This window comes from Saccharothrix sp. NBAS 001 (assembly GCF_056640475.1).
This window is the reverse complement of record NZ_CM153251.1, coordinates 2,343,141-2,369,473: the sequence shown is the minus strand read 5'-3', so window position 1 is coordinate 2,369,473 and position 26,333 is coordinate 2,343,141. Positions and strand designations below refer to the sequence as shown.

Sequence of the window (26,333 nt, the reverse complement as noted above, 5' to 3'; positions counted from 1 at the left end):
TCCGGTCAGCCCCCCTGGCCGGGGTCGGGCTTGACCGGGTCGGGGCGGAAGATCTGCGCCACCTGCTCGGGCTTGAGCTCGGCGGCGATCTTGAAGTTCTCCCCCTCTACCCGCATGGCCTCCTTGCGCACCAGGTAGATGTGGTCGTCGATGGACTTGAGCCGGCCGTCGAGCCAGTCCAGCGCGGCGCACAGCGACGGCGCCGTCCCGGTCGGCCCCTGGTAGCGGTCGACCAGCAGGGCCACCGCGCCCCAGGCCGGGTTGCCCGCCTGGAGCTTGGCCTCCTCGTTCTTGGGGTCCTTCGCGTTGCGCAGCCGCACCATGAACTGGTCGGTGCGCAGCTCCTCGCGGATCGCCGCCAGCTCCACCTGGAGGCCCTCCAGGAACTCGAACGATATCTTGATGTTGCGGCTGCCCGGCTCGACCGACACCGCCGCCACCTCCCTCCGCGCGGCCCTTCCGCCGCTCTAGAACTTCGCCGAGAGCGTCTTGTCCATGTGCTGGTAGTTGCCCAGCACGTGGCCGAGCGCGAGCTGCGCGCCGCCGAACCGGGACGTCATCTCGTCGAACTCGGTGTTCCAGTTGCCCTGCGCCGTTTCCCAGGCCGCGGCGGCCTCGCCGGACCAGGTGGCCTTCATCGGCTTGATCTCGTCCTGGAGCGCGTCGAGCGCGCCGCGGATCTCGCTGGTGATGCCCGCCATCCGGTCGACCAGCTCCGCCACGTAGGCGTTGACCGTGAAACCGTCCTGTGCCACCATTTTCCGCTCCTTCTTCAGCGCGCGTCGGGGGCCATGACCCCGAAGACGTGGTTGCCGGCGCCACCGGAGAACGCGCTCTTGGACACGATCGTGGCGTCGTGCTCGGTGTTGGTCATCTGCACGTCGCTGGACTTGACGTCCTCGCCGATCTTGTCGAGCACGGCGACGATGTCGCGGTAGTCCTGCTCCCACATGGTCAAGCTGTCCAGGAACGACTGGGAGGCCGCGCCCACCCAGTTGTCCTTCAGGTCCTTGCGGACGTCGGTCACCTTCGCGTGCGCGCGCTCGCAGGCGCTCAGGCACGTGTCCAGCGCGGTCTGACCGCTCTTCATCCCCGAGTCGGTCTTCTGGATGGCTGGGTTGTAGACCATCGGCGGTCTCCTCCTCCGGACGGGTTGCTCCGCACAGGACACCAGAGCGCCGGTCCGGCCGACCAGGAAGATCGACCGGCAGAAAGCCGCCGGCGGTTCCTCCGGTCAGGAGCCGCACACGCCGACCGGCGGCAGCACCGTCCCGCCGGTGCCCAGCGCCGCCGGGTCCAGCGGCCCGCCGGTGGCCAGCAGCTCCAGCAGCGGCGCGGGCAGGCCGATCGCGGACGCGCCGGAGTAGCCCAGGGTCTGGGCGGCCTCGCCGGGCAGCGGGTACTTCACCCCGTTGTCCGCCACCAGGTACTGCGCGTCGCCGGGCCGTCCGGCCGCCGTCGTCGCCCGGACGAGCGCGCCCGAACCGGGGCGCACCCCGATCCGGTCCACGCGCGCGCACGGCGGCGTGACGCCCGGTCGCTGCGACATCGCCGCACCGCCGCCGGGCATCGTCGCGGCCAGCGCGACGTGCGTGCGCGGGGTGTTGCCGTCCGGGGTGACGCGGGCGCACAAACCCTGCTGCCCCACCAGCTTCGCCGCGCGCGGGGGCGCGCCGGACAGCAGCTCCGGGCTCGGGTCGGCGGACAGGTGGTCGCTGACCACGCGCCCGGGCAGCGCCGTCACCTCCGCCGGAACCTGGCGGCGGGTCTGCGGGTCGACGGTGAGCAGGCGCGCGCCCAGCGCCGAGACCGGCACCAGGCCGGTGGCGGTCGCCACGTACTGCTGCGCCTCGCCGTGCACGGTGAACAGCTGGCCGATGCGGGAGTCCACCGCGCCGAGCTTCGGTCCCGGCCCGCCCAGGCCGGCGATCGCCGGTGGCGCGAAGTCCGGGCCCACCGGCAGGGCGTCGAGCAGCGACGCGGGCACCGGCACCGGCTGCACGACACCGTCCACCGCGTCCAAGGCGTTGCGGTCGGTGGCGATCCGCGACCGCCGCCCCTTCCAGAGCAGGGCGGTCGCCCCGTCCGGGGTGGTCGCCACCACCGCCTCGTCGTCGGTGACGGGCGTGCCGGACAGCGGGCCGCCGATCCACACCCGGACCTCGCCCGGCCGGTCGCGCCCGATCGACGCGCACACCTCCCACGGGTCGGCGGCCAGCCCCGGCAGCGCGTCGGGCGCGCCGACGATGCCCAGCGGGTCGCCGCGCGGCACGTCCTTGAGCGACGCCTCGGCGACGTGGTGCACCACCAGCTTGTCGCCGGCGACCAGCTTGGCGGAGACGAGGTTGAGCACCGGCAGCAGCCGGCCGCCCGCGTACAGGAAGCGCGCCCCGGTTTCGTCCACCACGACCAGCGCGCCGTCGACCCGCCACGTCTTGTTGCCGCCGGGCGAGACCAGCCCGAAGATCAGCAGCCCGACGCACGCCAGCGCGGCGACCAGCGCGCCGATGAAGCTGCCCCGGTAGGTGCGCCGCAGCGGGCTCTCCTGGGCGTCCGGGTCGATCCGGAGCAGCGCCGAGGACAGCCGCTCCAGCATGAACTTGTGGGCCTGGACCTGGTCGGTCTTGGAGTTCACCGGTCAGCCCCCGATACCGCGGACGTAGCCGAACACGCCCAGCAGCCACAGCGCCAGCGGCAGCAGCGAGATCGCGGCCAGGCTCTCCGCGATGTCGGCGAGCCTGCCCCACTGCGGCGCCACCCGCCGGCCGGGCAGCGTCCAGCGCGCCACCAGCAGCACGGCGGCCAGCCCGAACAGGCACGCCACGGCGGTCACCGAGCGGTCGGTGTGCAGCACGAGCGCCACCACGCCGTAGATCCCCGGCGTGACCACCGAGAGCCGCTGCCACACGCTGCCCAGCGCACGCCCGTGCACCAGCAGCAACGCGCTGAGCACCGCGACGAACGCGGTGGCCTGCCACGCCTGGTCGGGCGCGACGAACGTGATCACCACCACGCACGCCGCGCCGATGGCGGCGAACAGCGCGGTCACGTACCCGTCCGCGATCCTCCCCCGGACCACGACCTCGTCGCCGGCGTGCGGCTGGAGGTCTTCCTGGAGTTCCTGCGCGTTGGTGGGCAGCGCGGGCAACCGCAGACCGGCCATCCGGAACGCGATGCGCGGCACGAACGCGCCCAGGACCACCGCGACGACCGCGATCACCGCGGCCGACGCGGCGGCGCTCGCGCCGGTGAGCATCATCACCAGGCCGCCGGTCGCGCACAGCAGGGCGAACGTCGCCACCGACACGAACACCGGGGCCGCGCCCGCCACCGCGGCCAGCGCCAGGGCCGCCGCGCCCGCGCAGGTCACGCTCGCCGCCAGCGCCCGCGCGCCGAACAGCACCTCCCCCGCCGGGCCGTCCGGGACCAGCGCGCCGGCCAGCCCGAAGAACGGGATCGCGGCCAGGCCGAGCGCGAGCCCGGCCGGGCCGTCGCCCAGCGCGCGGGCCGCCGTCGCCGCGCACACCAGCAGGAACACCGCGCCGACGGCGGCGGCGAGCAGCCGTTCCCCGGACCCGGTCGAGGTGGCCAGCAGGCCGAAGCCCACCACCACCGCGACCAGCGCGCAGCCCAGCAGCGTCCAGCGGGCGGCGGCCGGCCGCCACGAGTCCGGCCGGGCGCGGGCCTCGGTGGACAGCCCGTCGATGATGTCGTCGAAGTGCACGGCCGGGATGTGGTCCCGGCGCGGCCGCAGGTGCAGCGTCTCGCCGTCGCGCAGCTTGAGCGACTCGGCGGTCGCCTCCTGGTCCAGCGGCGGCTCGCCGAGTCGTTGCAGGATCCAGCCGTCGTGGTCGAGCCCCTGCTCGGCCAGGCCGGTCCCGGCGTAGCCGAGGATGGTCGGCATCAGGTCGACCAGCGGTATGTCGGTGGGCACCGCGAGCGCGAAGCCCTTGTCGGGGCCCCGCACCCGGAGCCGGCACAGCCCGGGGGACGGCGAGGTGGTCGCCATGTCACGCGCCTTCCGTCGACGACCGGCGCGCGGGCACGCAGAGCAGTGAACCGCGGCGTGGTCGGATTTCGTCACCTGTTGCGGAGCTGCCACCACAGCGCGTCCGCGACGGAACGGAAGGAATCCGGGTTGAGTGTAATCCTGTTCCGCAAGGGGCCCCGCCGCCCCGGCCCGGAGATGCCCGAGGGCGAGCTGAGCATCCAGGAACCGCCCACCCTGCCCGAGGTGCAGCGCAGCGCGGGCACCGTGCTGATGTACCTGCCGATGGCGCTGTCCTCGACGGCGACCGTGCTGCTGTTCGTGCGGCCCGGCGAGAACGGCGCGTTCAGCTACCTGGCGGCGGGCCTGATGACGGTGTCGTCGATGGCCATGCTGGTCGGCCAGCTGGGGCGCAGCGCGGGCGAGCGCAAGCAGAAGCTCAACGACGCCCGCCGCGACTACCTGCGCTACCTGGCGCAGTCCCGCAAGAAGGTGCGGGAGGTCGTGGTGCGGCAGCGGCAGGCGCTGGCGTGGCGGCACCCCGACCCGACGTCGCTGTGGTCCGTGCCGGGCACCTCCCGGATGTGGGAGCGCGGCGTGGACGACGAGGACTTCGGCGAGATCCGGATGGCGCTGGGCCCGCAGCGGCTGGCGTGGCGGCTCAACCCGCTGTCCACCAAACCGGTGGACGACCTGGAGCCGCTGTCCGCGCACGCGCTGCGCCGCTTCATCCACGCCTACGCGACGGTCACCGACCAGCCGGTGGCGGTGTTCCTGCTGTCGTTCTCGCGCATCCTGATCCAGTCCTCGGGCCAGGGGCAGGACCACCGCGCGCGGGCGCTGGCGCGCGCGATGATCGCCCACCTCGCGGTCTTCCACTCCCCCGCCGAGCTGCGGATCGTGGTGCTCGCGCCGGCCGAGCGGCGGGCCGACTGGGAGTGGGTGAAGTGGCTGCCGCACAACCAGCACGCCACCGAGACCGACGGCGCGGGCGCGTCCCGGCTGCTGCTGGAGTCGGTCGCGCACCTGGAGACCGCGCTCGGCGACGAGTTCGCGGGCAGGCCCGGGTTCGACCCCGACGCGCTGCCCGACCGCGACGAGCCGTGCCTGATCCTGTTCCTCGACGGCGTCGCGGTGCCCGGCACGTCCCGCCTGGCGGGCGAGGGGTACCGCAACGCGACCGTGGTGGACCTGTCCGGCGCGCTGCCCGACCGGGACGACCCGCAGACGCTGCGGCTGCGCGTCGAGGACGGGACGCTGCGGCTGATCACCGTCGACCAGCACAACAACGAGGTGGCGGGCGACCTGGGCGCGCCGGACGGGCTGGGCCTGGGTTCGGCGACGGCCCTGGCGATGCGGCTCGCGCCGTACCGGGTGGGCGCGCCGCAGCGCTCCGCCGAGCCGCTGGCCGCCGACTTCGACCTGACGGCCCTGCTGGGCATCAAGGACCTGCACACGCACGACGTCGCCGCCGGGTGGGCGCGGCTGCGCCCCGCCGAGCGGCTGCGGGTGCCGCTGGGCCTGGGCGGCAACGGCCACCCGATCCACCTGGACATCAAGGAGTCCGCCCAGTCCGGCATGGGCCCGCACGGGATGCTGATCGGCGCGACCGGCTCCGGCAAGTCCGAGCTGCTGCGCACCCTCGTGCTGGCGCTGGCGCTGACCCACTCGTCGGAGATCCTCAACTTCGTCCTGGTCGACTTCAAGGGCGGCGCGACGTTCCTCGGCCTCGACGCCCTGCCGCACACCTCCGCGGTGATCACCAACCTGGCCGACGAGGCCACGCTGGTGTCCCGGATGGGCGAGGCGCTGCACGGCGAACTGGTGCGGCGGCAGGAGCTGCTGCGCAAGGCGGGCAACTACAGCTCGGCGCTGGACTACGAGAAGGCGCGCGCGGCGGGCACGCCGCTCGACCCGCTGCCGACGCTGTTCGTGGTGGTGGACGAGTTCAGCGAGCTGCTGGCCGCGCACCGCGACTTCATGGACCTGTTCATCATGATCGGCCGGTTGGGGCGGTCGCTGGGCGTGCACCTGCTGCTGGCCTCGCAGCGCCTCGACGAGGGCCGCATCCACCAGTTGGAGTCGCACCTGTCCTACCGGATCGGCCTGCGCACGTTCTCGGCCATGGAGAGCCGGGGCGTGCTGGGCGTGCCGGACGCCTACCAGCTGCCGTCCGACCCCGGCAACGGGTTCCTCAAGAGCGGCATCGGCTCGCTGGACCGCTTCAAGGCCGCCTACGTCTCCGGCTCGTACCGGACGACCCGGCGCGGGGTGGAGCAGGCGGTCGTGGCCCGCCAGATCGTGCCGTTCACGGCCGGGTTCGCCGCCCGGCGGGAAGCGCCGCCCACCCCCGACCCGGACCCGCCGGTCGAGGACGAGACCGGGCCGAGCCTGCTGGAGGTGGCCGTGGGCCGGCTGCTCGACAGCGGACCCCCGGCCCACCAGGTGTGGCTGCCGCCGCTGGACGAGCCGGGCTCGCTGGCCGCACTGCTGCCGCCGCTGGTCGAGACGGCCGCGCACGGGCTGTCCGCGGTGGGCTGGCCGGGGCGCGGCGGGCTGACCGTGCCGGTCGGCCTGGTGGACCGCCCGTTCGAGCAGGCCCGCGAGCCGCTGGTGGTGGACCTGTCGGGCGGTGGCGGCCACGTCGGCGTGGTGGGCGGACCGCAGGCCGGCAAGAGCACCGCGCTGCGCACGCTCATCACCGCGCTGGCGGTCACCCACAGCCCGGTCGAGGTGCAGTTCTACTGCCTGGACTTCGGCGGCGGCGGGCTCAACGCGCTGCGCGACCTGCCGCACGTCGGCGGGGTGACCGGCCGGCTGGACGTCGAGCGGATCAACCGCACGATCGGCGAGGTGACCGCGCTGCTCGCCCACCGGGAACGGCTGTTCGCCGCGCACGGCGTCGACTCGATGGCGTCGTTCCGCCGGATGCGCGCGGCGGGCGAGTTCCCCGACGAGCGGCACGGCGACGTGTTCCTGGTGGTGGACGGCTGGTCCACGATCCGGCAGGACTTCATGGACCTGCTGGGCGTGTTCGCCGAGCTGGCCGGGCGCGGCCTCAACTACGGCATCCACCTGGTGGTGGCCTCCAGCCGGTGGAGCGAGATCGTCGGCGCCGTGCGCGACCAGCTGGGCACCCAGCTGGAGCTGCGGCTGGGCGACCCGGTCGACTCGTCGATCAACATGCGGGCGGCGGCGACCGTGCCGAAGATCCCCGGCCGGGGGTTGACCGACAAGCACCTGCACTTCCTGCTGGCGCTGCCGACCCTCCAGGAGGACGGTGAACCGGCCGACCGGCTCACCGCCGCCGTGCGGCGGATCGCGGCGGCCTGGTCGGGGCCGTCCGCGCCGCCCGTGCGGATGCTGCCCGCCGTGCTCGACCGGGCCGCGCTGCCCGCGCCGGACGCGGACGTGCGGGTCGCGCTCGGCCTGGACGACCAACTGCTGGCCCCGGTGTGGCACGACTTCGACGAGAACCCGCACCTGCTGGTGGTCGGCGACGTGGGCGCGGGCAAGACCAACCTGCTGCGGCTGGTGGTCGACGCGGTCACCGCCCGGTACACGCCGGAAGAGGCCCGGATCATCACCGTCGACTACCGGCGCGGCCTGTTCGACGCGGTGCCCGAGCCCTACCGGCTGGGGTACGCGGTGGCCGCCGACCCGGTGCGCGAGCTGGTGGACGGCGTGGCGCGGGCCGTGGAGACCCGGATGCCGGGCCCGGAGATCACCCCGGCGCGGCTGCGCGCGCGGGACTGGTGGACCGGGCCGCAGGTGTTCCTGGTCGTGGACGACTACGACATGGTGACCTCGTCGGCGGCGAACCCGTTCCAGCAGCTGTTCGACGCGCTGGCGCAGGGCAGCGCGGTGGGGCTGCACCTGGTCGTGGCGCGGGGCGCGAACGGTGTCGGGCGCGGCTCCAACGACCCGCTGTTCCGCCGGCTGGTCGAGGTGAACACGCCGGCGGTGCTGATGTCGTGCCCGACGACGGAAGGAACGGTGTTCGGCAACGTCAAGCCGCGCCAACTCATCCCGGGCCGGGCCCAGTACGTGACGCGACGCGGCACGACCATGGTGCAGACCGCGCTGTCGGCCTACGAGGCCGACCTCGCCGGCGACTGACCCCCGTCACGCCGGCCGCCCCGCGCCCTGGGCGGTCGGCGTGACGGGCCTGCGGCCGGGAGCCGCCAAGAGATCGGTTCACGATGAGTTGGCGTGTCGGCTTTGCCACTGCTGCAGTGTGTTCCCCCATCGTCCCGTACGCGAGGTGGTCCCGACCGACGAGCCGCGGGCACGGCTCGGGCCGATGATCCCGTTGCGCCCGAGGCGTTTCCACCATGTGGGAGCACACCGGGCGCCACCGCAACGACCTCACCCGACCGGTGCCGCCGATCGACGCCGTCCAAACTGAGCTGGGGTGTCGGGCGCGACGTGTCGGCGGCGGTCGACCAAGTGGCACGAGGCCGGCGTGTGGCAACGGTTGCACGAACGCCTGCTCGCCGAACTGCGCACCGCCGGGCCGCTGGACCTGTCCACCGCGCGGGAGGACTCGACACATCCGCGCGCCCTCACAAGGGGGAGCACACCGGGCCGAGCCCGATCGACCCGCGCAGACCGGGCCCCAGGCACCACCTGACCACCGACGCCACCGGCATCCCACTCGCCGCCACGCCGACACGTGGACACCGCAACGATGTCACCCGGTTGATCCCGTTGATCGATGCGGTCCCTCCGATCCGCGGGGCGGTCGACAAGCCCAGGCGACGCCCGCACCGGCTCCACGCCCACCGCGACCACGACCGCGACCACGACAAGCACCGCCGCCTGGTCCGCACCCGCGACATCACGCCCGTGATCGCCCACCGCCGCGTCGAACACGGCTCCGACCTCGGCCGCAGCCGATGGCCCGTCGGACGTACCTTCACTCCACCCAAGGGCCTCCGACGACCCCGCGTCCGCACCGAACGCCGAGCCGACGTCCACCAGGCGATCCCCAGCCTGACCCGCCCGATCATCTGCCTACGAAAACTCCTTCTGAACTGATCCCTGAGCCCGGTCGGCCCACGCGCCGCGCCAGCCGCGACGGCGTCCCCTGGGGATCACCACGGCCAGCGCGCCCAGCAGCAGCGCCGCGCCGACGACCACTCCGGACACCACCACCGCGTCCGACCGCGCGCCCGCCACGTCCGGCGGCGCGGCGACGGTCAACGGCGGGCGTTCCGGGTCCGGCCGCGCGCCGGTCTGCGAACCCGAGGTCACGGCCGCCAGCGGGTCGACCACCGCCCGCCCGGCCTGCCGGTACGCCGTCGCGCGCAGCCGCTTGGCCACCTCGGGCCCGCTGACCTCCGGCCGGTACGCCCACACCAGGGCGGCCGCCGCGGCGACGAACCCGGCCGCGAACGCCGACCCGGAGCCCACCACCTTGCCGCCGCCCGGTCCCACGCCGACCACCAGCGTCCCCGGCGCGGCCAGCGACCCGCCCACACCGTCCGGAGTGGACTTGCCGTCCGGCCCGATCGCCACCACCGGCAGCACGCCGGGGAACCCGGCCGGGTAGACCAGGCCGGCGGGCACGTCGTCCTTGCGCGGCTCGGTGTCCGGCCCGGTCGCCGCGACCACCACGGCACCCGCCGCGAGGGCGCGTTCCACGGCCTGGCGCAGCGCCGGGGCCGCGTCGCCGACCACGGGGGCGACGCACACGACCCGCGCGCCCGCCGCCACCGCCGCGTCGATCGCCGACGCCAGGCCCGCCGCCGTGACCGCGCCCCGGTCGTCGGTGGCGCGGACCGCCAGCACCCGCGCGCCCGGCGCGAGACCGGCGAACCCGTCGCCGTCCTGGCGCGCGGCGGCGACGATCCCGGCCACGACCGTGCCGTGCCCGACGCAGTCCGCGCCGCCCTCCCCCACCGCCGACGCGCGGCCCGGCAGGACCGACAGGTCGACCCCGGTGTCCACGACCGCGACCGGGACGCCCTGCCCGGTGGTCAGCGGCCACACCGCCGCCGCGCCCAGCACCTGCTGCTGCCACGGCGGTTCGGCCACCGTCCGGCCGGACGAGCCGGTGCACGGCTGCCCCGCCCGCAGCACCTGCGGGATCTGCGGCAGGTCGGTGGATCGCGCGGACGCCGTGCCGGGCGTTGCCACGAGGGTGAACGCGACGCACGTCGCCGCCAGCTGTCGCCTCATCGGGCCATCGCACCACGGGTCCCGGGACCGCCGACATGAAGAACCACCGGCAGGAACCGGCCCGGGTGAACCGGATGGCGGGCCCGCCACGTTGGCCGGTGTGGAGCGGTGGGCCCACGCCCGACGACAGACGAGGGGAGTTCCCGTGTCACGGCACGTGCTCGTGGTGGACCGGCAGCAGAACGACGGGTACCGCACGATCTCCGCCGCGTTGCTCGACGCGCGCAACGGCACGGTGATCTCCGTGCTGCCCGGCCGCTACGACGAGTCCCTCACGGTGACCAAGGTGGTCACCATCGCCGCCGGGGACGCCGCCGGCAGCGTGGAGGTCGTGGCGCGCGGGGACAGCGTGGTCCGGCTGGAGGCCGAGGCGGTGAAGCTCACCGGCCTGGTGCTGCGCGGGCTGCACGAGGAGCTGCCCGCCCTCGACGTGGCCCGGGGCCAGGCGGCCGTCGAGGACTGCGAGGTGGTCGGCGCGGGCTGGACGGCCGTGCTGGCGCGCGATTCGGGGTCGCTGGCGATGCGCGGCTGCCGGGTGACCAACCCGGCCGGCGCCGGGATCGTGGTGACCTCGCCCATGGCCAGCACCATCGAGGACTGCACGGTCGAGCACGTGGGCACCTCCGCCGTCGTCATCGCCGATCGCGGCAACCCGGTGGTGCGCAACAGCACCCTGCGTCACGCAGGCGGCAACGGCGTGTGCGCGAACGGCCGGGCCCGGGGCACCGTGCAGAACTGCGAGATCTCCGGCACCCAGCGCCCCGGCATCGCGCTGGAGGAGGACAGCGCCACGCACGTGCTGGACACGTCGGTGAGCGACACCGCGATCGGGGTGTTCCTGAGCACGCGCGCGTCACCGGTCCTGGAGGACTGCCGGGTGTCGGGCACCGGCGGCGACGGGATCACCGTCGCGGAGGGCTCCGACCCGACCCTGCGCCGCTGCCGCACGACCGCCACGGGCGGGGTCGGCATCCGGGTGGCCGGCAAGTCGCGCGGCACGTTCGAGGAGTGCGAGGTCGCCAACCCGGTCGGCGCGGGCATCCACGTGGACGAGTCGAGCAGCCCGTCGTTCAGCCGGACCGCGGTGGACGGCGGCAAGTCGGTCGGCGTGCTGATCACCGGGGCCGCGACCGCCGAGTTCGACCGGATCGAGATCCGGGACACCGCCGGGCACGGCGTGGTCGTGGACGCGGGCGCGAACCCGCTGCTGCGCCGCGCGACCCTGGACGGCTGCCGGGGCCACGGGATCGAGGTGACCGGCAACGGGCGCGGCCGGCTGGAGGACTGCGAGGTGCGCGGCGCGGGCGGGTCGGGGCTGAGCCTGTCCGAGGGCGGCAACCCGTACGTGGGCTCGCTGCGGGTGCACCGGTCGGGCGCGGCCGGCGTGCTGGTCGGCCCGGGTGGCGTGGGATCGTTGCGGGACTGCGAGATCGGCGAGTCGACCGGGGACGGCGTGCGCGTCGAGGACGGCGGCGAGCTGGTGCTGACCCGGTCGCGGGTGCGCCGCTCCGGCGGGCACGGCGTGCACCTGGCGGGCGGTGCGCGGGCCAAGCTGACCGCGGCCGACGTGAGCGGCAACGGCCGCGACGGCGTGCGCGCGGAGACCGCGGAGCCGGTGACCCTGGTCGACTGCACGACGGCGGACAACACCGGCAGCGGGCTGCGGGTGACGGTGCCGTCCGCGCGGTTGAGCGTGGAGAACCTGACCAGCCGGGGCAACGGCGCGCCGGACGTGGACGGCAGCACGGCCGCCGCGACCCAGGCCGTGGCGCAGGAGCCCAGCCCGGCGCCCGCCGGGGGCGCCGAGGCCGACAAACCGTTGGCGCAGCTGGAGGCGCTGGTCGGGCTGACCGCCGTCAAGCACCAGGTGAAGACCCTGGTGAACCTCAACGAGATGGCCCGGAGGCGGCAGCAGGCGGGGTTGATCGCGCCGCCGACCAGCCGGCACCTGATCTTCGCCGGGCCGCCCGGCACCGGCAAGACCACCGTGGCCCGCCTGTACGGCAGCATCCTCGCCGAGCTGGGCGTGCTGCGCAGCGGCCACCTGGTCGAGGTGGCGCGCGCGGACCTGGTCGCGCAGATCATCGGCGGCACCGCGATCAAGACCACGGAGACGTTCACCAAGGCGTTGGGCGGCGTGCTGTTCATCGACGAGGCGTACACGCTCACCGCGCAGACCGGCGGTTCCGGCCACGACTTCGGGCGTGAGGCCGTCGACACGCTGGTGAAGCTGATGGAGGACCACCGCGACGAGCTGGTCGTGGTCGCCGCCGGCTACTCGCCGGAGATGGCGACGTTCCTCCAGTCCAACCCCGGCCTGGCGTCCCGGTTCACCCGCACCGTCGAGTTCGAGAACTACACGACCGGCGAGCTGGTCACGATCGTGGAGCGGATGTGCGCCGCGCACCAGTACCAGGTGCCGGAGGAGACCGGCGCGGCCCTGGCCGCGCACTTCGGGCGCATCGAGCGCGGCCACGACTTCGGCAACGGCCGCGACGCCCGCAAGGTGTTCGAGGAAATGGTGGACCGGCAGGCGTTCCGGCTCGCCGAGCGGTCCGATGTGGACGACCAGAGCCTGTCGCTGCTGCTGCCGTCGGACGTGCCCGGCGGCGAGGACGCGGGCGCGACCGCCGGCGACGAGGCCGGCCTGGCGGCGCTGCGCCAGAAGCTGGACGCGATGATCGGCCTGGGCGAGGTCAAGGAGGCGATCAACGACCTGGTGAACCTCATCGCCACGGCCCGCCGGCGCAGGCAGGCCGGGCTCCCGGTGCCCGCGATCAGCCAGCACCTGGTGTTCGCGGGCGCTCCCGGCACCGGCAAGACCACGGTCGCCCGGCTGTACGGCGAACTGCTGGCCGCGTTGGGCGTGCTGCGCAAGGGGCACCTGGTCGAGGTGGCGCGCGCGGACCTCGTCGGCCGGTACATCGGCCACACCGCGCACCTGACCCGCGAGGCGTTCGAGAACGCCCGGGGCGGCGTGCTGTTCATCGACGAGGCGTACACCCTCACCCCGGCCGGCGCGTCGGGCGGTGATTTCGGCCAGGAGGCGGTGGACACCCTGGTGAAGCTCATGGAGGACCACCGCGACGACACGGTGGTGATCGTGGCCGGGTACTCGGCGGAGATGCGGGCGTTCCTGGCGTCCAACACCGGTCTGGCGTCGCGGTTCTCGCGGCACGTGGAGTTCGCCAACTACGGCACCGACGACCTCGTCACGATCGTGCACCGGATGGCCACGTCCAACGGGTACGAGTGCGCGCCGGACACCGTCGCCGCGCTGCGCGGGCACTTCGACGCCGTGCACCGCGACGAGACGTTCGGCAACGCGCGCTACGCCCGTCAGGTCATGGAGACGATGATGACCAGGCAGGCGGGCCGGCTCAGCTCGCTCCCCGCGCCCACCCTGCACCAACTGCGGCTGCTGGTGCCCGCGGACCTGCCGTGACACCGGAGCACGACTTCGGCCCGCTCCTGCGGGCCCACCGCCGGGATCGCGGGCTCACCCAGCAGGAACTCGCCGACGCGGCGGGTGTGAGCGTGCGGGCCATCAGCGACATGGAGCGCGGGATCGCCCGGAACCCGCAGCGGCGCACCGTCGAGGCGTTGGCGGGCCCGCTCGGGCTGGCCGACGCCGAGCTGGTGCCGTTCCTCGCGGCGGCCCGGCGGAGCAGGCCCGGACCCGCGCCGCGGCCGCCGGTCTTCACCGGGGCCGCGACCGGTGCCCTGCCGCCCGACCTGCACGACCTGGTGGGGCGGCGGGACGTCCTCGCGGACCTGCTCGACGCCGCCGGGGAGGCGGCGTCCGGCCGGCGGCACACGGGCAGCGTCGTGGTGCTCGGCGGCTCCCCCGGCACCGGCAAGACCAGCCTCGCGGTCCACGCCGCCCACCGGATGGCCGCGCTGTTCCCGGACGGCCCGCTGTTCCTGAAGCTGCGCGGGATGTCGGCCGACCCGGCGCGGCCGGCCGACGTGCTGTACCTGGTGCTGCGGGCGCTGGGCGTGGACGTGGTGCGGATCCCGTCGGACGAGGAGCAGCGGACGGCCCTGTGCCGGTGGCTGCTGCGCGACCGCGCCGCGCTGATCGTGCTGGACGACGCCGCCGACGAGGCCCAGGTGCGACCGCTGCTGGTGGGCGGGCGGCGGTGCCTGACCCTGGTGACCGGCCGGCGGTTGCTGGTGGGCCTGGTGGGCGTGCGCCGGCACGTCCTCGACGTGCTGGGCACCGACGACGCGGTGGCCCTGCTCGCGGGCATCGCCGGGGCGGACCGGGTGGCGGCGCAGCGGGCCGAGGCGGACGAGCTGGTCGAGCTGTGCGGGCGGCTGCCGTTCGCGCTGCGCATCGCGGGCAACCGGCTGGCGAGCCGCCCGCAGTGGCACGTCGGCCGCCTGGTCGGGCAGCTGCGCACCCGGCGGCTGACCGGGCTGACCGCCGGCGACCTGGACGTGCGCGGCGTGTTCGAGTTGTCCTACCGGCAGCTCGGCCCGGCCGCCACCACGGCGTTCCGCCGGCTCAGCCTGGTGCCGGGCGCGGACTTCTCGGCGGGCGCGGTCGCCGCGCTGACCGGCGCGCGGGACGAGGACGAGGCCACGGCGGTGCTGGAGGGGCTGGCCGACGCGAGCCTGTTGCAGCCGGCCCAGCAGGAGGGCCGCTACCAGTTCCACCACCTGCTGCACGTGTTCGCCGCCGAACGGCTGGCCCGGGACGAGACGCCGCGCGAGGTGCGCGACGCCGAGCAGCGCCTGGCCCGGTGGCTGGTGCACACCGCGACCCGGGCGGGCGGCCACTTCCAGCCGTCGTGGGAGACCCGGGAACCGCCCGCCTGCCCGTGGTACGCCGACCACGTCGGCGCGGCCCGGTGGCTGGAGGCCGAATCGGCGAACTGGCTGCCCGCCGTGCGCTCGACCGCGGCGCGCGGCGGGCACCGCGAGGTGGTCGACCTGACCGCGGCGATGCGCTGGTACCCGGAGTTCGGCGGCACGTCCGCGCTGTGGCACGAGGTCTTCCGGCTGGGTCTGGACGCCGCGTTGGCGCTGGGCTGCAAGCACGCCGAGGCCGTGCAGCGCAACCTGATGTCGTGGACGCAGCTGAACATCCTGGGGCGCAAGGGCGACGCGGTCCGGATGGCCGGGCGGGCGTGGGAGGCGGCGGTCGCGGCGGGCTGCCTGCGCGAGCAGGGCTGGGCCCGGATGCACCTGGCCAACTCGTCGCGGCGGACCGACCTGCGCGCCGCGCACGCCCTGTTCGACGAGGCGCTGGACCTGTTCGACCGGGCGGACTTCCCGCTCGGCCTGCACGTCGCCCGCGCGCACCGGGCCGGCGTGCTGCACCTGGGCGGCAGGTTCGACGAGGCGGCCGGGGAGTTCGCGACCTGCGTCGACTACTTCCGCGAGGAACCGGGGACGCGCGCGACCCCCGTGGACACGAACATGCGCGCGTACCTGTTGCTGTGGTCGGCGCAGAACCTGGCGGCGCTGGGCTCGACGGACCTGGCGTTGCGGCAGTGCGAGGAATCGCTGGAACTGTTCCGCGCCAACGGAGCGGCGATGGGCCACGCCCGCGCGTCGCAGTTCTGCGGGGTGCTGCTGCGCGGCCGGGACGAGCCCGACCGCGCGCACGCCCGCCTGACGTCGGCGCTGTCGCTGTTCGAACGGATCGGCCAGCCGCGCAAGCAGATCGGCGCGCTGCGCGAACTGGCCTCGCTGGCGGCCGAGTCCGGTGACCTGGCGACAGCGCGCGTCCACCGTGAACGCGCGCTGTCGTTGTGCGCCGACCTGCACGACGAGCAGGCGTGAGTCAGCCGCCGAGCAGTTCCGCGACGCGCCGCCGGATCTCGGGCAGCCCGGGGTGGAAGGTGTTGCCCGGACACTCCGTGGCCAGCCAGTCCCGGTGGCCGGAGATGGTCCGCACGGTGGCCGTGCTGCCGCTGATGGGGTTGACGTAATCGGTGGTGCCCAACGGGTCCAGCCCGGACGGGCCCGCGATCAGCGCCAACACCGCGACCAGGGACCGCAGCGCGGCGGGGGTCGGCGGGGCCGAGGTGAAGTCGCCCATGACGCAGACGCCGACGTTGCCCGCGTTGTACCCGCCCACGTGGGCGGCGTTGCACATCAGCAGCGGCCGGCCGGGCCGCCACGGCCCGAACACCGGCAGGTGGTCGACCCCGGACCAGCGCCCTTCGTAGACCGACCCGGACGGGTCGATCAGCAGGTGGTAGCCGATGTCGCCGAACTCCCGGTGCACGGTGTGGTCGCGGTAGATCGCCCGCACGTCGGCGGCCGGGTCCGGGCCGACCGGGAGCGCGGTGTGGTGCACGGTCAGCGTCTGCACCGGGAAGTACGCGGCCGGGAAGCGCTCGGTGCCGTCCTCGGCGAACCGCAGCGCTTCGTCCGCGCCCCACGCGGACCGCGAGTAGTACGGCCGGTGCAGTTCCTGGCCCGCGATCCGGACGCCGTCGGCGGGACGCGCGGTCCGGCCGGCCGCGCTGACCGGTGCCACCGCGGCGGGCGTCGCCAGGTCGAGTTCGTACTCCAGCGCCCCGTCGCCGATCGGCAGGAGCGCCCCGCCACCCGGCTCGTCGCGCCCCGCCGGGCAGGACGCCGTCGTGCGCCAGGCACCCCAGCCGTCGGCGGTGCGCGTCCGCCACGCCTTGGGCGCGGGCGTGACGTTCACGTAGCCGCGCGCGGCGGTGCCCGTGAGGCCCTGCCGGTGCCGCCCGGCCGACAGGACGCGCCCGGCAGGCGTCCCCGAGGCCCCGGCCGTCCCCGCCGAACCGACGGTGAGCGCCGCCGCCGCGCCCACCGTCAACTGGAACGCCGCCCGTCGCGACATCTCCGGCATTCGTGCCCCCACTTCTGCCTGTTCTGCCTTTTCTGCCTACCTACAAAGGAGTTCCGCCCCCACGCTAGATCATTTCGCCGACCGGCGACACCCGGCACGTCGCACACCCGGCACCATCCACTGTGGAACACCGGCCATCCGGCGCGACAAGCGAATCGGCGTCCTCCGCGACAAGCGAATCGGCGTCCTCATTGGTCGGGGATCAGGTCGTGCAACTGCGGCCGACCTCGACGGACTGGGTCAGGTCGAAGTAGCTTTCCGGCGACCGGTTGTCCTTGTCGGCGAGGCCCGAGTTGGTGCGCTCGGACAGCCACGGTGCCAGGAACCCCTCCTTCGCCGCGCCGCACGCCATCGAGAACAGGTAGCCCGACGACCCCCGGTACCAGACCCCGACGCTCGACTCCCGGACCTTGCCCGGGAACACCACCGCGTACTCGGCCTGCGACCGCTGGACCACGACCACGTCCAGCGGACCCGACACCAGGTCCGGGTGATCCGCCGCGAACGCGTAGGCGAAGATGAAGTCGGTCTTCACGACCAACTCCCCGTCCGCCCCGACCTCGGCCCGCATGGTGCCGTTCACCTTGGGCGAGACGGTGGACAGCCGACTGCCCTTCGCGACCCGCGACGCCAACCCCCGGGCGTCGTCACCCCCGGCCGCGAACCGCTGCCGGAACCACTCCCGCTGGTCCTCGGCCACCGCCGCGACCAACGCCGTGCTGTCGTGCGTTTCGAGCATCGCGCGATCCAGCCGTGCCGCGACCAGCGCCCGCCGAACCTGCGCGTAGGCGTCCACGACCTGCTCCGCCGAGTACTGCCCCACCGCTTCCCCGGGTCCCCCCACCAGCCCCGTTTCACCGTCCGCCCAGCCCGCGGCTGGTGTGCCGACGAACGGCGCGTTCGGGTCGTAACGCGGCTTGGCCAACGTGGTCGCGACCGCCGTGGTCGTCGCCGCGTCACCGGCCTCGGCCACCGACGACTCCGCCTCCCACGGCCGCCGGACGACCACCCACCCGGCCCCCACCGCGATCACCACCGCCAACACGATGAGCCTGGTCCGCCGCCGTCGACGGACCTTGAGCCGGGCCACCAGGTCGTCCCGCACGGCTCGCCGCTCGGCCTCCAAGGCCCACTCTTCGCTCAACTGCTTCAGCGGATCCTCGAACCCGTGCTCGCCCACCCTGATCTCCGTTTCGCCAGGCACCGCAGTCACTCGATCGGACCAGGGGTATTCCGCGTTACGGGTAATCACGAACAACTTTCACACCTCAGGATCCAACGCCGGCCCAAGACCCGCTCGCCCCCCTCGAAGCCAGGCGACGACAGCCCGAGCACCCCCGCTACCGCCCTTCGAACGCCCCCACCCGACACCCGACGTGGCAACAGGCCCCCGACAGCAACCTCCGACAACAACGACCATCGAACATCAAAACAAACCAGTCGATCACCCCCCGCACCAGATTCACCCAGCCCTTCCCCAATGAACCGGTTAAATGTTTAACTCCTCCCCCGGAGACCACAACCGTGTCCGACTCATGAAACAGCGCCGTTTTCGGACAACAGCCCCAGAAAATGACCCGGTCCGCCATTCGACGCGATTCCCGAACGATGGTAGGGCGACCGTTCGCGCTAATTCCGATCGGGCACGGAGCAATCGTCCCGCCGGACTTGTCAGCACACCTCCGAACCGCCCTAGCCTGCCGATGTCCGGAAGACGCACAGGAGGTGCGATGAGGACGAGATCCTGGTTGGCGGTCACGGCGGTGGTAGCCGGCGGGCTGGTGGGTGTCACGCCGGTCGCGGTGGCCGATGTGCTGGGGGCGAACGCCCCCGGCGCGATCGATGGCAGTTATGTGGTGGTGCTCAAGGGAAATCACGCGGCGAACGACCTGGCAGCCCGGTACTCCGGGACCGTCGTGCACACGTTCTCCCATGTGTTCCAAGGGTTCTCGGCACGCATGACGGCATCCGACGCACGGCGGCTCGCCGCCGACCCGGCGGTGTCGTACGTGCAGCAGAACCAGCGGGTGCGGGTGGCGGGCGAGCAGCGCAACCCGCCGTCGTGGGGACTGGACCGGATCGACCAGCGGCGACTGCCGCTGGACGACAACTACCGGTACCCCAACACGGCGTCGAACGTCACCGTGTACGTGGTCGACACCGGGGTCCGGGTCACCCACCGGGACTTCGGCGGGCGTGCGGTGTGGGGCACGAACACCGTGGACAGCCAGAACGAGGACTGCCACGGGCACGGCACGCACGTCGCCGGCACCATCGGCGGAAACTCCTACGGTGTGGCGAAGAACGTCAAACTGGTCTCGGCGAAGGTCTTCGACTGCGGCGGCAACGGCAGCAGCGAGGACGTCGCGGAGGCGCTGGACTGGGTGGTCGCGAACCACGTGTCCGGCCCGGCGGTGGCGAACATGAGCCTCGGCGGCGACGCCCCGGACCAGGTCATCGAAGACGCGGTACGGCGGACCATCGCCGACGGCGTGGTGGCCGTGGTCGCAGCGGGCAACGAATCAGACGACGCGTGCCGGCACTCACCGTCACGGGTCCGGGAGGCGCTGACCGCAGCGGCCACCGACTGGACCGACCGCCGTGCGTACTTCTCCAACTACGGCAGTTGCGTCGACCTGTTCGCGCCGGGCGACAGCATCACCTCGGCGTACAACGGCAGCGACACGGACTCGGCGGACCTTTCCGGCACGTCCATGGCGACACCGCACGTTTCCGGTGCGGCAGCCCTGCTGCTGTCGGTCAACCCCGCCCTGACACCCACCCAGGTGGCCACCGCGCTGGTGAACGATTCCACCAAGAGCGCGGTGTCCGACCCGAGGGGATCGCCGAACCGGCTCCTGACGGTGAACCCCGCCTACCGGCCCGGTAGCTGACCGGCCGGAAACCGGCCCGCCCGCACTCCCCGGACCCCCTGCCGACCACGCCCACGCACCCGGTCGGCCGCCAGGGTCATCGCGTCGGGAAAGTGCGGGCGGGCCGCCGCCGTACCCCCAAACCACGAACAGCCCACCGCCACCACACCACCCACCAGAGCACCACACCGCACCACCGCACCACCACCGCCGCACCGCACCAGCACCACCGCAGCGCAGCAGCACCACCGCCCCAGCACCACCCCACCGCCACCGCCGACTGGCCGCCGACGCCCCAACCCACCCCCAAATCTCCGCGCGGGCTCTTCCCCTCCGGCCCCCTGTCCTGGCCGCAGTCAGCACCGGGCCGTCGGTGTCAAGGGTGGCCGAAGGCCATCGCGCAGCGACGCGAAGCGCCCTTGATACCGACGGCCCGGTGTTGAACAATCGCGGCCTCCGGGGGCGAGCCCACGCTCGGCATCCACCCCCGACAACACCCCACCCCCTGTGACCGAGACCACATTCCAGGCCGGGGAACAACCAGGGCACCACTCCCGTTGTACGAATCGGTCGGTGCGGTCCGTGTCCCCGGGCCTCACCAGAAATGCCTTCGCGGAACACCGTTCGGCTGGAGCCGCGTCGCGCACACCGCCGAGAGGCGACCGCCGTGCCGACCCCTGGCGTGTCGCGGGCGTGACCGGCTTCGGCCGGCACGCACCGCCACCGACGGCCCACATCCTCACGCAGCCCTCGGCCTCCGCAGGCTCACCCGCGCGTGCTCCCAGCACCACCCCGGCCCCGACGCCCCGGCCCCGGACACCCCCGACACACACCCAAAACGAACCAGGAACCACAAAACCGAGCCCCGTGCGCCAAACGCACGGGGCTCGTCCGTCACCCCCGAAACCACCCCGAAACCACCCCGGGATCACCCCGGGGATCGCCCGGGGATCACCCCAAATCCCGACCCAGCCGCGCCTCGATCGCCTCGATGATCCGCGGCCGCAGCTCAGCGGCCCGGATGACCGCGTCGACCGACCCGACCTCCACCGCCCGCCGGATGTTGTGCACCCGGTCGAACTCCGCGGCCACCTCACCCAGCTTCTCCGCCCGCACCGACGACCGCACCTCGTCCAACTCCGCGGTCAACGCCGCGCGGTCCGCCCCCGACGCCGCCACGACCCGGGCCTCCAACTCCCGCACCCGCGAGTCCTTGGCGGTACGGGCGTTGACGTCACCGGCGAACACCGCCGCAGCGGCCGGCGCGCCGCCGAGCACCGACGCGAACGACCCTTCCAACGCCAGCACCGTCATGTTCGGGTTCAACGCCTTCGAGAACACCACGAACGCTCCGCCGTGGTACCGCGAGATCACGCAGAACACGATCGGCCCCCGGAAGTTCACGATCGCGCGGCCGATCTCCGCGCCGTACTCCAGCTGGAGCTTGCGCATCGACTCCGGCGAGCCGTCGAACCCGGACAGGTTCGCCAGCACCACCAGCGGCCGGTTGCCGCTGGCCGCGTTGATCGCCCGCGCCGCCTTCTTGGACGAGCGTGGGAACAGCGTGCCCGCCGTGTAGGTGTCCGGCCCGTCGGTGGGCGGGAAGCCGCGGCGCGGCACCGCCCGCGACTCGATGCCCAGCAGGCACACCGGGATCCCGCCCAGGTGCACGTCCTGGACCGCCGCGGTGTCCGCGTCGGCCATGCCCGCCCAGCGCTCCAGCACCGGGTGGTCCTGGTCGGACAGCGCCCGCATCACGGTCCGGATGTCGAACGGCTTCTTGCGGTCCGGGTTGGCCTCGGCGGAGAAGATCTGGCCGACGGTGGTGAAGTCGCTGTCGGGCACCGAGTGCGGGAAGTCCGAGACGTCCCGGTCGACCGGGTCGGACGTGCGCGCCCGGCGCGGCCCGTCCTCGCCCGGCGCCACGTAGGTGTGGTCGTAGTACGACATCAGCACGCCGCGCGCGGCGGACAGGTTCGGCGCCCAGTACTGCGCCTGCCCGTTCGGGCCCATCACCCGGTCGTAGCCGCCGATGCCGAAGTTGTCCTCGGCCGACACGCCGCCGGAGAAGTCCAGCGCCTGCTTGCCGGTGAGCACCATGGCCGAGTCCGGCGTCATCACCAGGATCCCCCTGGTGTGCATGAGCATGGTCGCCTCGGCGTTCCAGTACGGCTGCGCGCCGACGTTGATGCCCGCGACCACGATGTTGATCTCGCCGCCGTCCTGGGTGAACTCCACGATCCGCTTGAGCGCCGCGGCCACCCAGTCCATGTTCTCGGTGCCGGACTCCATCGAGATCCGGGCCCCGGCGGACAGCGCGTACCACTCCAGCGGCACCCGCATCGACTCCGCGAGGTCCAGCGCCGCGATCACCCGGCGGCACTCCGGCTCGGACAGCGCCCCGAGCGACTTGGTCGGGTCGCCCAGCAGCACGACCCGGGTGACGCCCTGCGGGTGCCGGCGGGTCGGCGTGGTGACCACACCGGCGACGATCGCCGCGCTGTTGCGGCCCTTCGGCCGGTCGACGGGCACCAGCGCGTGGTCCGCGTCGAGGTCGTGCTCGACGAAGTCGCCGAGCAGGCCGGTGAGTTCGTACGGGTAGACCGTGTTGCGGCTGCTCGCCCGCAGCACCTTCTGCCGGTAGTCGTCCAGCGGTTCGAGCGGCTCGGACGACGGCTCGCCCACGGTCAGCGTCGACCCGCCCGCGGCGTCGAACGAGACCCGCACCGCGATCTTGGTCAGCTCACCGGTCTTGCGGCTGCGCTGCCGCGCGATGAACAGGATCTCCTCCAGCCCGGCACCGGCCGTCGTCGGCAGCACGCGCCCGGCGATCATCTGCAACTCGGCGCGGGTGATGTCGCTCGGCGGCCAGACGTAGACCACGATCCGGTTGGTGTTGAAGCGCTTGTTCGACGGCCGCTGCGCCTGCGCGCGCCGGATCGAGTCCAGGCACATCGCCACGGTGTCCTCGGCGGTGGGCAGCGCGACCAGCCGGCCGTCCTGCTCGCGCAGCTCGGTCAGGTCGCGGACCTGCGCGAAGGCCACGAGCCGGTCGTCGGAGGGGTTCTCCCGCGCCACGCACTGGAACAGGTAGACCTCCTCGTCGGAGGACGGCACCCGGGTGAGGTCGAACTTGCGCAGCCGCTCCAGCTGCATCCGCTGCGCGATGTAGGGGTGCAGGCCGCGGATCAGCCGCTCCTCGGTCATCCCGGCGGTGGACGGGCGGAACGTGAAGTGGTGGTGCATCACCGCGCCGCCGCTGCCCGCGACGGTGGCGGTCACCCGGCGGACCTGGTTGGGCAGCGTGAACGCGCCGACGACCTCGGCCAGCTCCGCCGCCATCGCCTCCGAGTCCTGGGGCTGGTTCTCCCAGGCCAGGTAGATGTCGGCGTCGATGGCGTGCTCGCCGTCCGCGAGTTCGGCCAGCCCGCGCAGCGCGCTGCCCAGCGCGTCGAAGGCGACCGCCGTGGACACCACCGACGAGTCGGCCCGCTCGGCGACGACGAAGGTGCAGCCGGAGACCTCGTTGCGGCGCACCAGGGTGAGGCCCTTGTTGCCGTAGTACCGGCGGGTCAGCACCTCCAGCATGATCGCGTTGTCGAGGTCGGCGCGGATCAGCCGCTGGCCGAGCAGGCGCACCAGCGGTTCGGTGCTGCGCACCATCTCGGCGATCCGGTCGGCGCGGTCGGCCGCGTCCGGGTTGGCGTCGAGGTGGCGCAGGTGCTTGCGGACGTCGGCGTACACGCGGGCCCGGTTGCGGCGCAGCAGCGGCCGGCCGAACCAGGCGAACACCACGCCCCGGGCGAGGTCGGCGACCACCGGGAAGCGCACCTGGGTGGCGGCGACCAGGCGCTCCAGGGCGAGACCGGCGGTCTCCCGCAGCGCCTCGTCCGGCGGCAGTTCGCGCAGCCAGGCGCGCAGCAGCGTGGTCACGACGGTCGCGTCGGTGGCCGCGCGCTGCTGGGCCAGGAAGATCCGGAACACCGCGGCTTCCAGCTCCGGCGAGCGCTCCAGCTCGGTGACGCCGTAGTGGCCGAGCGCCTTGGCGAGCTTGGCCTGGAACGACTCCGGCAGGCCGGCGCGCTCCACGTCGAGGCTCTGCAAGTAGGTGTGGAAGTACTCGCGGGCGCTGTGCACGTGCCCTTCGCCCGGCCCGGCCTCCTCGCCCGCCGGCCGGTTGCGGCTCAGCTCGGCGAGGTCGGCGAACACCGCGACGAGTTCCAGTTCCTCGGCGGGCGGGCGACGGCCGTCGTCGCCGGCGGCCCGGCGCGCGGCGAGGTAGTCCGCCAGCACGCGGCCCTCGTCGTGCGGGTCGACGTCGAAGCCGAGCAGCAGGCTGCGCAGGTCCTCCTGGCCGCGCGAGACGCGCTCCCGCGCGGAGACCTCGCCCGCCGCCGGCAGGTCGAGTTCGACCGACGTCCCGGTCGCGGCCTCCTCGGCGTCGGCGTCGGCGATCGGCTCCAGCCGCAGCAGCGGCGCGCCGGTCTCGACCTGGCTGCCGACCGAGACCACGCACTCCTTGAGCCGGGCCTTGAACGGTGCGCGCAGCACCGTCTCCATCTTCATGCTCTCCAGCACCAGCACCGGCGCGCCGGCCTCGACCTCCGCGCCGACGGCCAGCGGCGTGGCGACGACCAGCGCGGGCGCGGGCGAGCGGACCACGCCGCCCTCGTCCCGGCTGACCCGGTGCGTGACGCCGTCCACCTCGACCAGGTGCACCGACCCGAACGTGTCGGTGAGCAGCCGGTACCGGGTGCCGTTGACCACGATCCGGCCGGTGTGCCGGTCGAAGCGCTCCAGTTCGACGTCGGCCAGGCGGGTGTCGTCGCCGGCTTCCACGCCGACCCGGAACCGGTGCGCGCCGACCCGGGCGACCCGCACCCGGTAGTCCGCGCCGCGCAGCTTGAGGTCCAGCGGCCGGCCGCTCTCGTGCCGGACCTGCGGGCGTCCGCCGAACGCGGTGGACAGCAGCCGCTGCCGCTCGACGCGCTCCTCCTCCTCGTACGCCTCGATGGCGGCGGCCACCAGCGCGACGGCGGAGTGCCGGTGCGAGACCAGCCGGCCCTCGGCGCGGACCCGGTCGATCCAGCCGGTGTCGGCGCTGGCGTCGATCACCTCGGGCTGGTCGAGCAGGTCGAGCACGAAGCTCTTGTTGGTGGCGCCGCCCTCGATGATCACGGTGGTCTGCGCCATGGCCCGGCGCAGCCGGCCGAGCGCCTCGTCCCGGTCCCGGCCGTGGGCGATGATCTTGGCGATCATCGAGTCGAAGTCGGCGGGGATGGTGTCGCCCTCGCTGACCCCGGTGTCCACCCGGATGCCGGGCCCGGCGGGCAGGTCCAGCCGGGCGATCCGGCCGGGCGAGGGCGCGAAGTCGCGGTCGGGGTCCTCGGCGTTGAGCCGGGCCTCGATGGCGTGCCCGCGCTCGACCGGCGGCGCGCCTTCCAGCCGACCGCCCGAGGCGACCCACAGCTGGGCCTTGACCAGGTCGAACCCGGTGGTGGACTCGGTGATCGGGTGCTCGACCTGGAGCCGGGTGTTGACCTCCAGGAACGCGAACAGCCGGTCGCCCGGGTGGTAGAGGAACTCGACGGTCGCCGCGCCCCGGTAGCCGACCGCGACGGCCAGCCGCTCGGCGGAGGTCTTCAGCTCGGCGGTCTGCTCCGGGCCGAGCACCGGGGAGGCGGACTCCTCGATGACCTTCTGGTTGCGCCGCTGCACCGAGCAGTCGCGCACGCCCAGCGCCCACGCCGTGCCCTGGCCGTCGGCGATGACCTGCACCTCGACGTGCCGCGCACCGGTGACCAGGCGCTCCAGGAACACCACGCCGCTGCCGAACGCCCGCGCGGCCTCCTGGCTGGTGCGTTCGTAGGCATCCGCCAACTCGGCCTCGTTGGTGATCACCCGGATTCCGCGCCCGCCGCCGCCCGCGGTGGCCTTGAGCATGAGCGGGTAGCCGATCCCGGCGGCCGACTCGATCGCGGCCTCCAGCGACTCGACCGCGCCCCGGCTCCACGGCGCGACCGGCACGCCGACCTCCTCGGCGATCAGCTTCGCGCCGATCTTGTCGCCGAGCTTGCGCATGGCGTCGGGGCTGGGCCCGACGAAGGTCACGCCGACCTTCTCGCACAGCTCCGCGAACGCCGGGTCCTCGGCGACGAAGCCCCAGCCGACCCACGCGGCGTCGGCACCGGTCTCGACCAGGGCGCGTTCGAGCACCTTGAGGTCGAGGTACGGGCGCGCGGACGCGGGACCGAGGTCGTAGGCGATGTCCGCCTCGCGCACGAATGTGGCCGTGCGGTCGACATCGGTGTGCAGCGCTACCGTTTCGATCGTGGTGTTGGTCTCCGCGGCCAGGTCCCTGACCGCGTGGATGAGCCGCATGGCGGCCTCACCACGGTTGACGATGACGACACGACTGAACACCGAACGAACCCTCCTGTTGACTGTGCGC

At 73.6% G+C, this 26,333-nt stretch carries 13 protein-coding genes; 4 read left to right on the top strand and 9 right to left on the bottom strand.

Annotated elements, in window-relative coordinates; genetic code table 11:
* Positions 1–5 precede the first annotated feature (5 nt).
* The 5 genes from AC0HI0_RS09920 to eccD form a co-directional block, all read right to left on the bottom strand.
* Complete coding sequence (locus AC0HI0_RS09920) at positions 6–431, bottom strand: hypothetical protein (RefSeq protein ID WP_480931999.1); 426 nt, start codon at positions 429–431, stop codon at positions 6–8.
* A 36-nt stretch (positions 432–467) separates the two neighbouring features.
* A complete protein-coding gene (locus AC0HI0_RS09915; protein WP_480931998.1) occupies positions 468–758 on the bottom strand; it encodes a WXG100 family type VII secretion target in 291 nt (96 codons plus the stop codon).
* 14 nt (positions 759–772) lie between these two features.
* Complete coding sequence (locus AC0HI0_RS09910) at positions 773–1,129, bottom strand: WXG100 family type VII secretion target (protein ID WP_480931997.1); 357 nt, start codon at positions 1,127–1,129, stop codon at positions 773–775.
* 105 nt (positions 1,130–1,234) lie between these two features.
* Positions 1,235–2,635, bottom strand: a complete 1,401-nt coding sequence (eccB, locus tag AC0HI0_RS09905) for a type VII secretion protein EccB (protein ID WP_480931996.1) — start codon at positions 2,633–2,635, stop codon at positions 1,235–1,237.
* A gap of 3 nt (positions 2,636–2,638) precedes the next feature.
* Positions 2,639–4,009, bottom strand: coding sequence for a type VII secretion integral membrane protein EccD (gene eccD / locus AC0HI0_RS09900; RefSeq protein ID WP_480931995.1), 1,371 nt, complete (start codon positions 4,007–4,009; stop codon positions 2,639–2,641).
* Positions 4,010–4,138: 129 nt separating this feature from the next.
* Between eccD and eccCa the strand changes: the two genes are divergently transcribed.
* Positions 4,139–8,107, top strand: a complete 3,969-nt coding sequence (gene eccCa / locus AC0HI0_RS09895) for a type VII secretion protein EccCa (RefSeq protein WP_480931994.1) — start codon at positions 4,139–4,141, stop codon at positions 8,105–8,107.
* Positions 8,108–9,004: 897 nt separating this feature from the next.
* On the opposite strand, the gene AC0HI0_RS09890 is transcribed toward eccCa, so the two are convergent.
* A complete protein-coding gene (locus AC0HI0_RS09890; RefSeq protein WP_480931993.1) occupies positions 9,005–10,171 on the bottom strand; it encodes a S8 family serine peptidase in 1,167 nt (388 codons plus the stop codon).
* 145 nt (positions 10,172–10,316) lie between these two features.
* On the opposite strand from AC0HI0_RS09890, the gene AC0HI0_RS09885 reads away from it, so the two are divergent.
* Both AC0HI0_RS09885 and AC0HI0_RS09880 read left to right on the top strand, forming a co-directional pair.
* Positions 10,317–13,616: a right-handed parallel beta-helix repeat-containing protein gene (locus tag AC0HI0_RS09885; protein ID WP_480931992.1), complete on the top strand. Its 3,300-nt coding sequence runs from the start codon at positions 10,317–10,319 to the stop codon at positions 13,614–13,616.
* Complete coding sequence (locus AC0HI0_RS09880; RefSeq protein WP_480931991.1) at positions 13,613–15,964, top strand: ATP-binding protein; 2,352 nt, start codon at positions 13,613–13,615, stop codon at positions 15,962–15,964. Before AC0HI0_RS09885 ends, AC0HI0_RS09880 begins: the two co-directional genes overlap by 4 nt.
* Before the next feature lies 1 nt (position 15,965).
* On the opposite strand, the gene AC0HI0_RS09875 is transcribed toward AC0HI0_RS09880, so the two are convergent.
* Both AC0HI0_RS09875 and AC0HI0_RS09870 read right to left on the bottom strand, forming a co-directional pair.
* The gene (locus AC0HI0_RS09875; RefSeq protein WP_480931990.1) at positions 15,966–17,000 is read right to left on the bottom strand and encodes a peptidoglycan recognition protein family protein; all 1,035 of its coding nucleotides are present in this window, start codon (positions 16,998–17,000) and stop codon (positions 15,966–15,968) included.
* A gap of 211 nt (positions 17,001–17,211) precedes the next feature.
* Positions 17,212–18,213, bottom strand: coding sequence for a hypothetical protein (locus AC0HI0_RS09870; protein WP_480931989.1), 1,002 nt, complete (start codon positions 18,211–18,213; stop codon positions 17,212–17,214).
* 526 nt (positions 18,214–18,739) lie between these two features.
* Between AC0HI0_RS09870 and AC0HI0_RS09865 the strand changes: the two genes are divergently transcribed.
* Positions 18,740–19,903: a S8 family peptidase gene (locus AC0HI0_RS09865; protein ID WP_480931988.1), complete on the top strand. Its 1,164-nt coding sequence runs from the start codon at positions 18,740–18,742 to the stop codon at positions 19,901–19,903.
* Positions 19,904–20,833: 930 nt separating this feature from the next.
* Here AC0HI0_RS09865 and AC0HI0_RS09860 read toward each other — a convergent pair.
* Complete coding sequence (locus AC0HI0_RS09860) at positions 20,834–26,305, bottom strand: ATP-binding protein (protein WP_480931987.1); 5,472 nt, start codon at positions 26,303–26,305, stop codon at positions 20,834–20,836.
* Between the last annotated feature and the right edge of the window lie 28 nt (positions 26,306–26,333).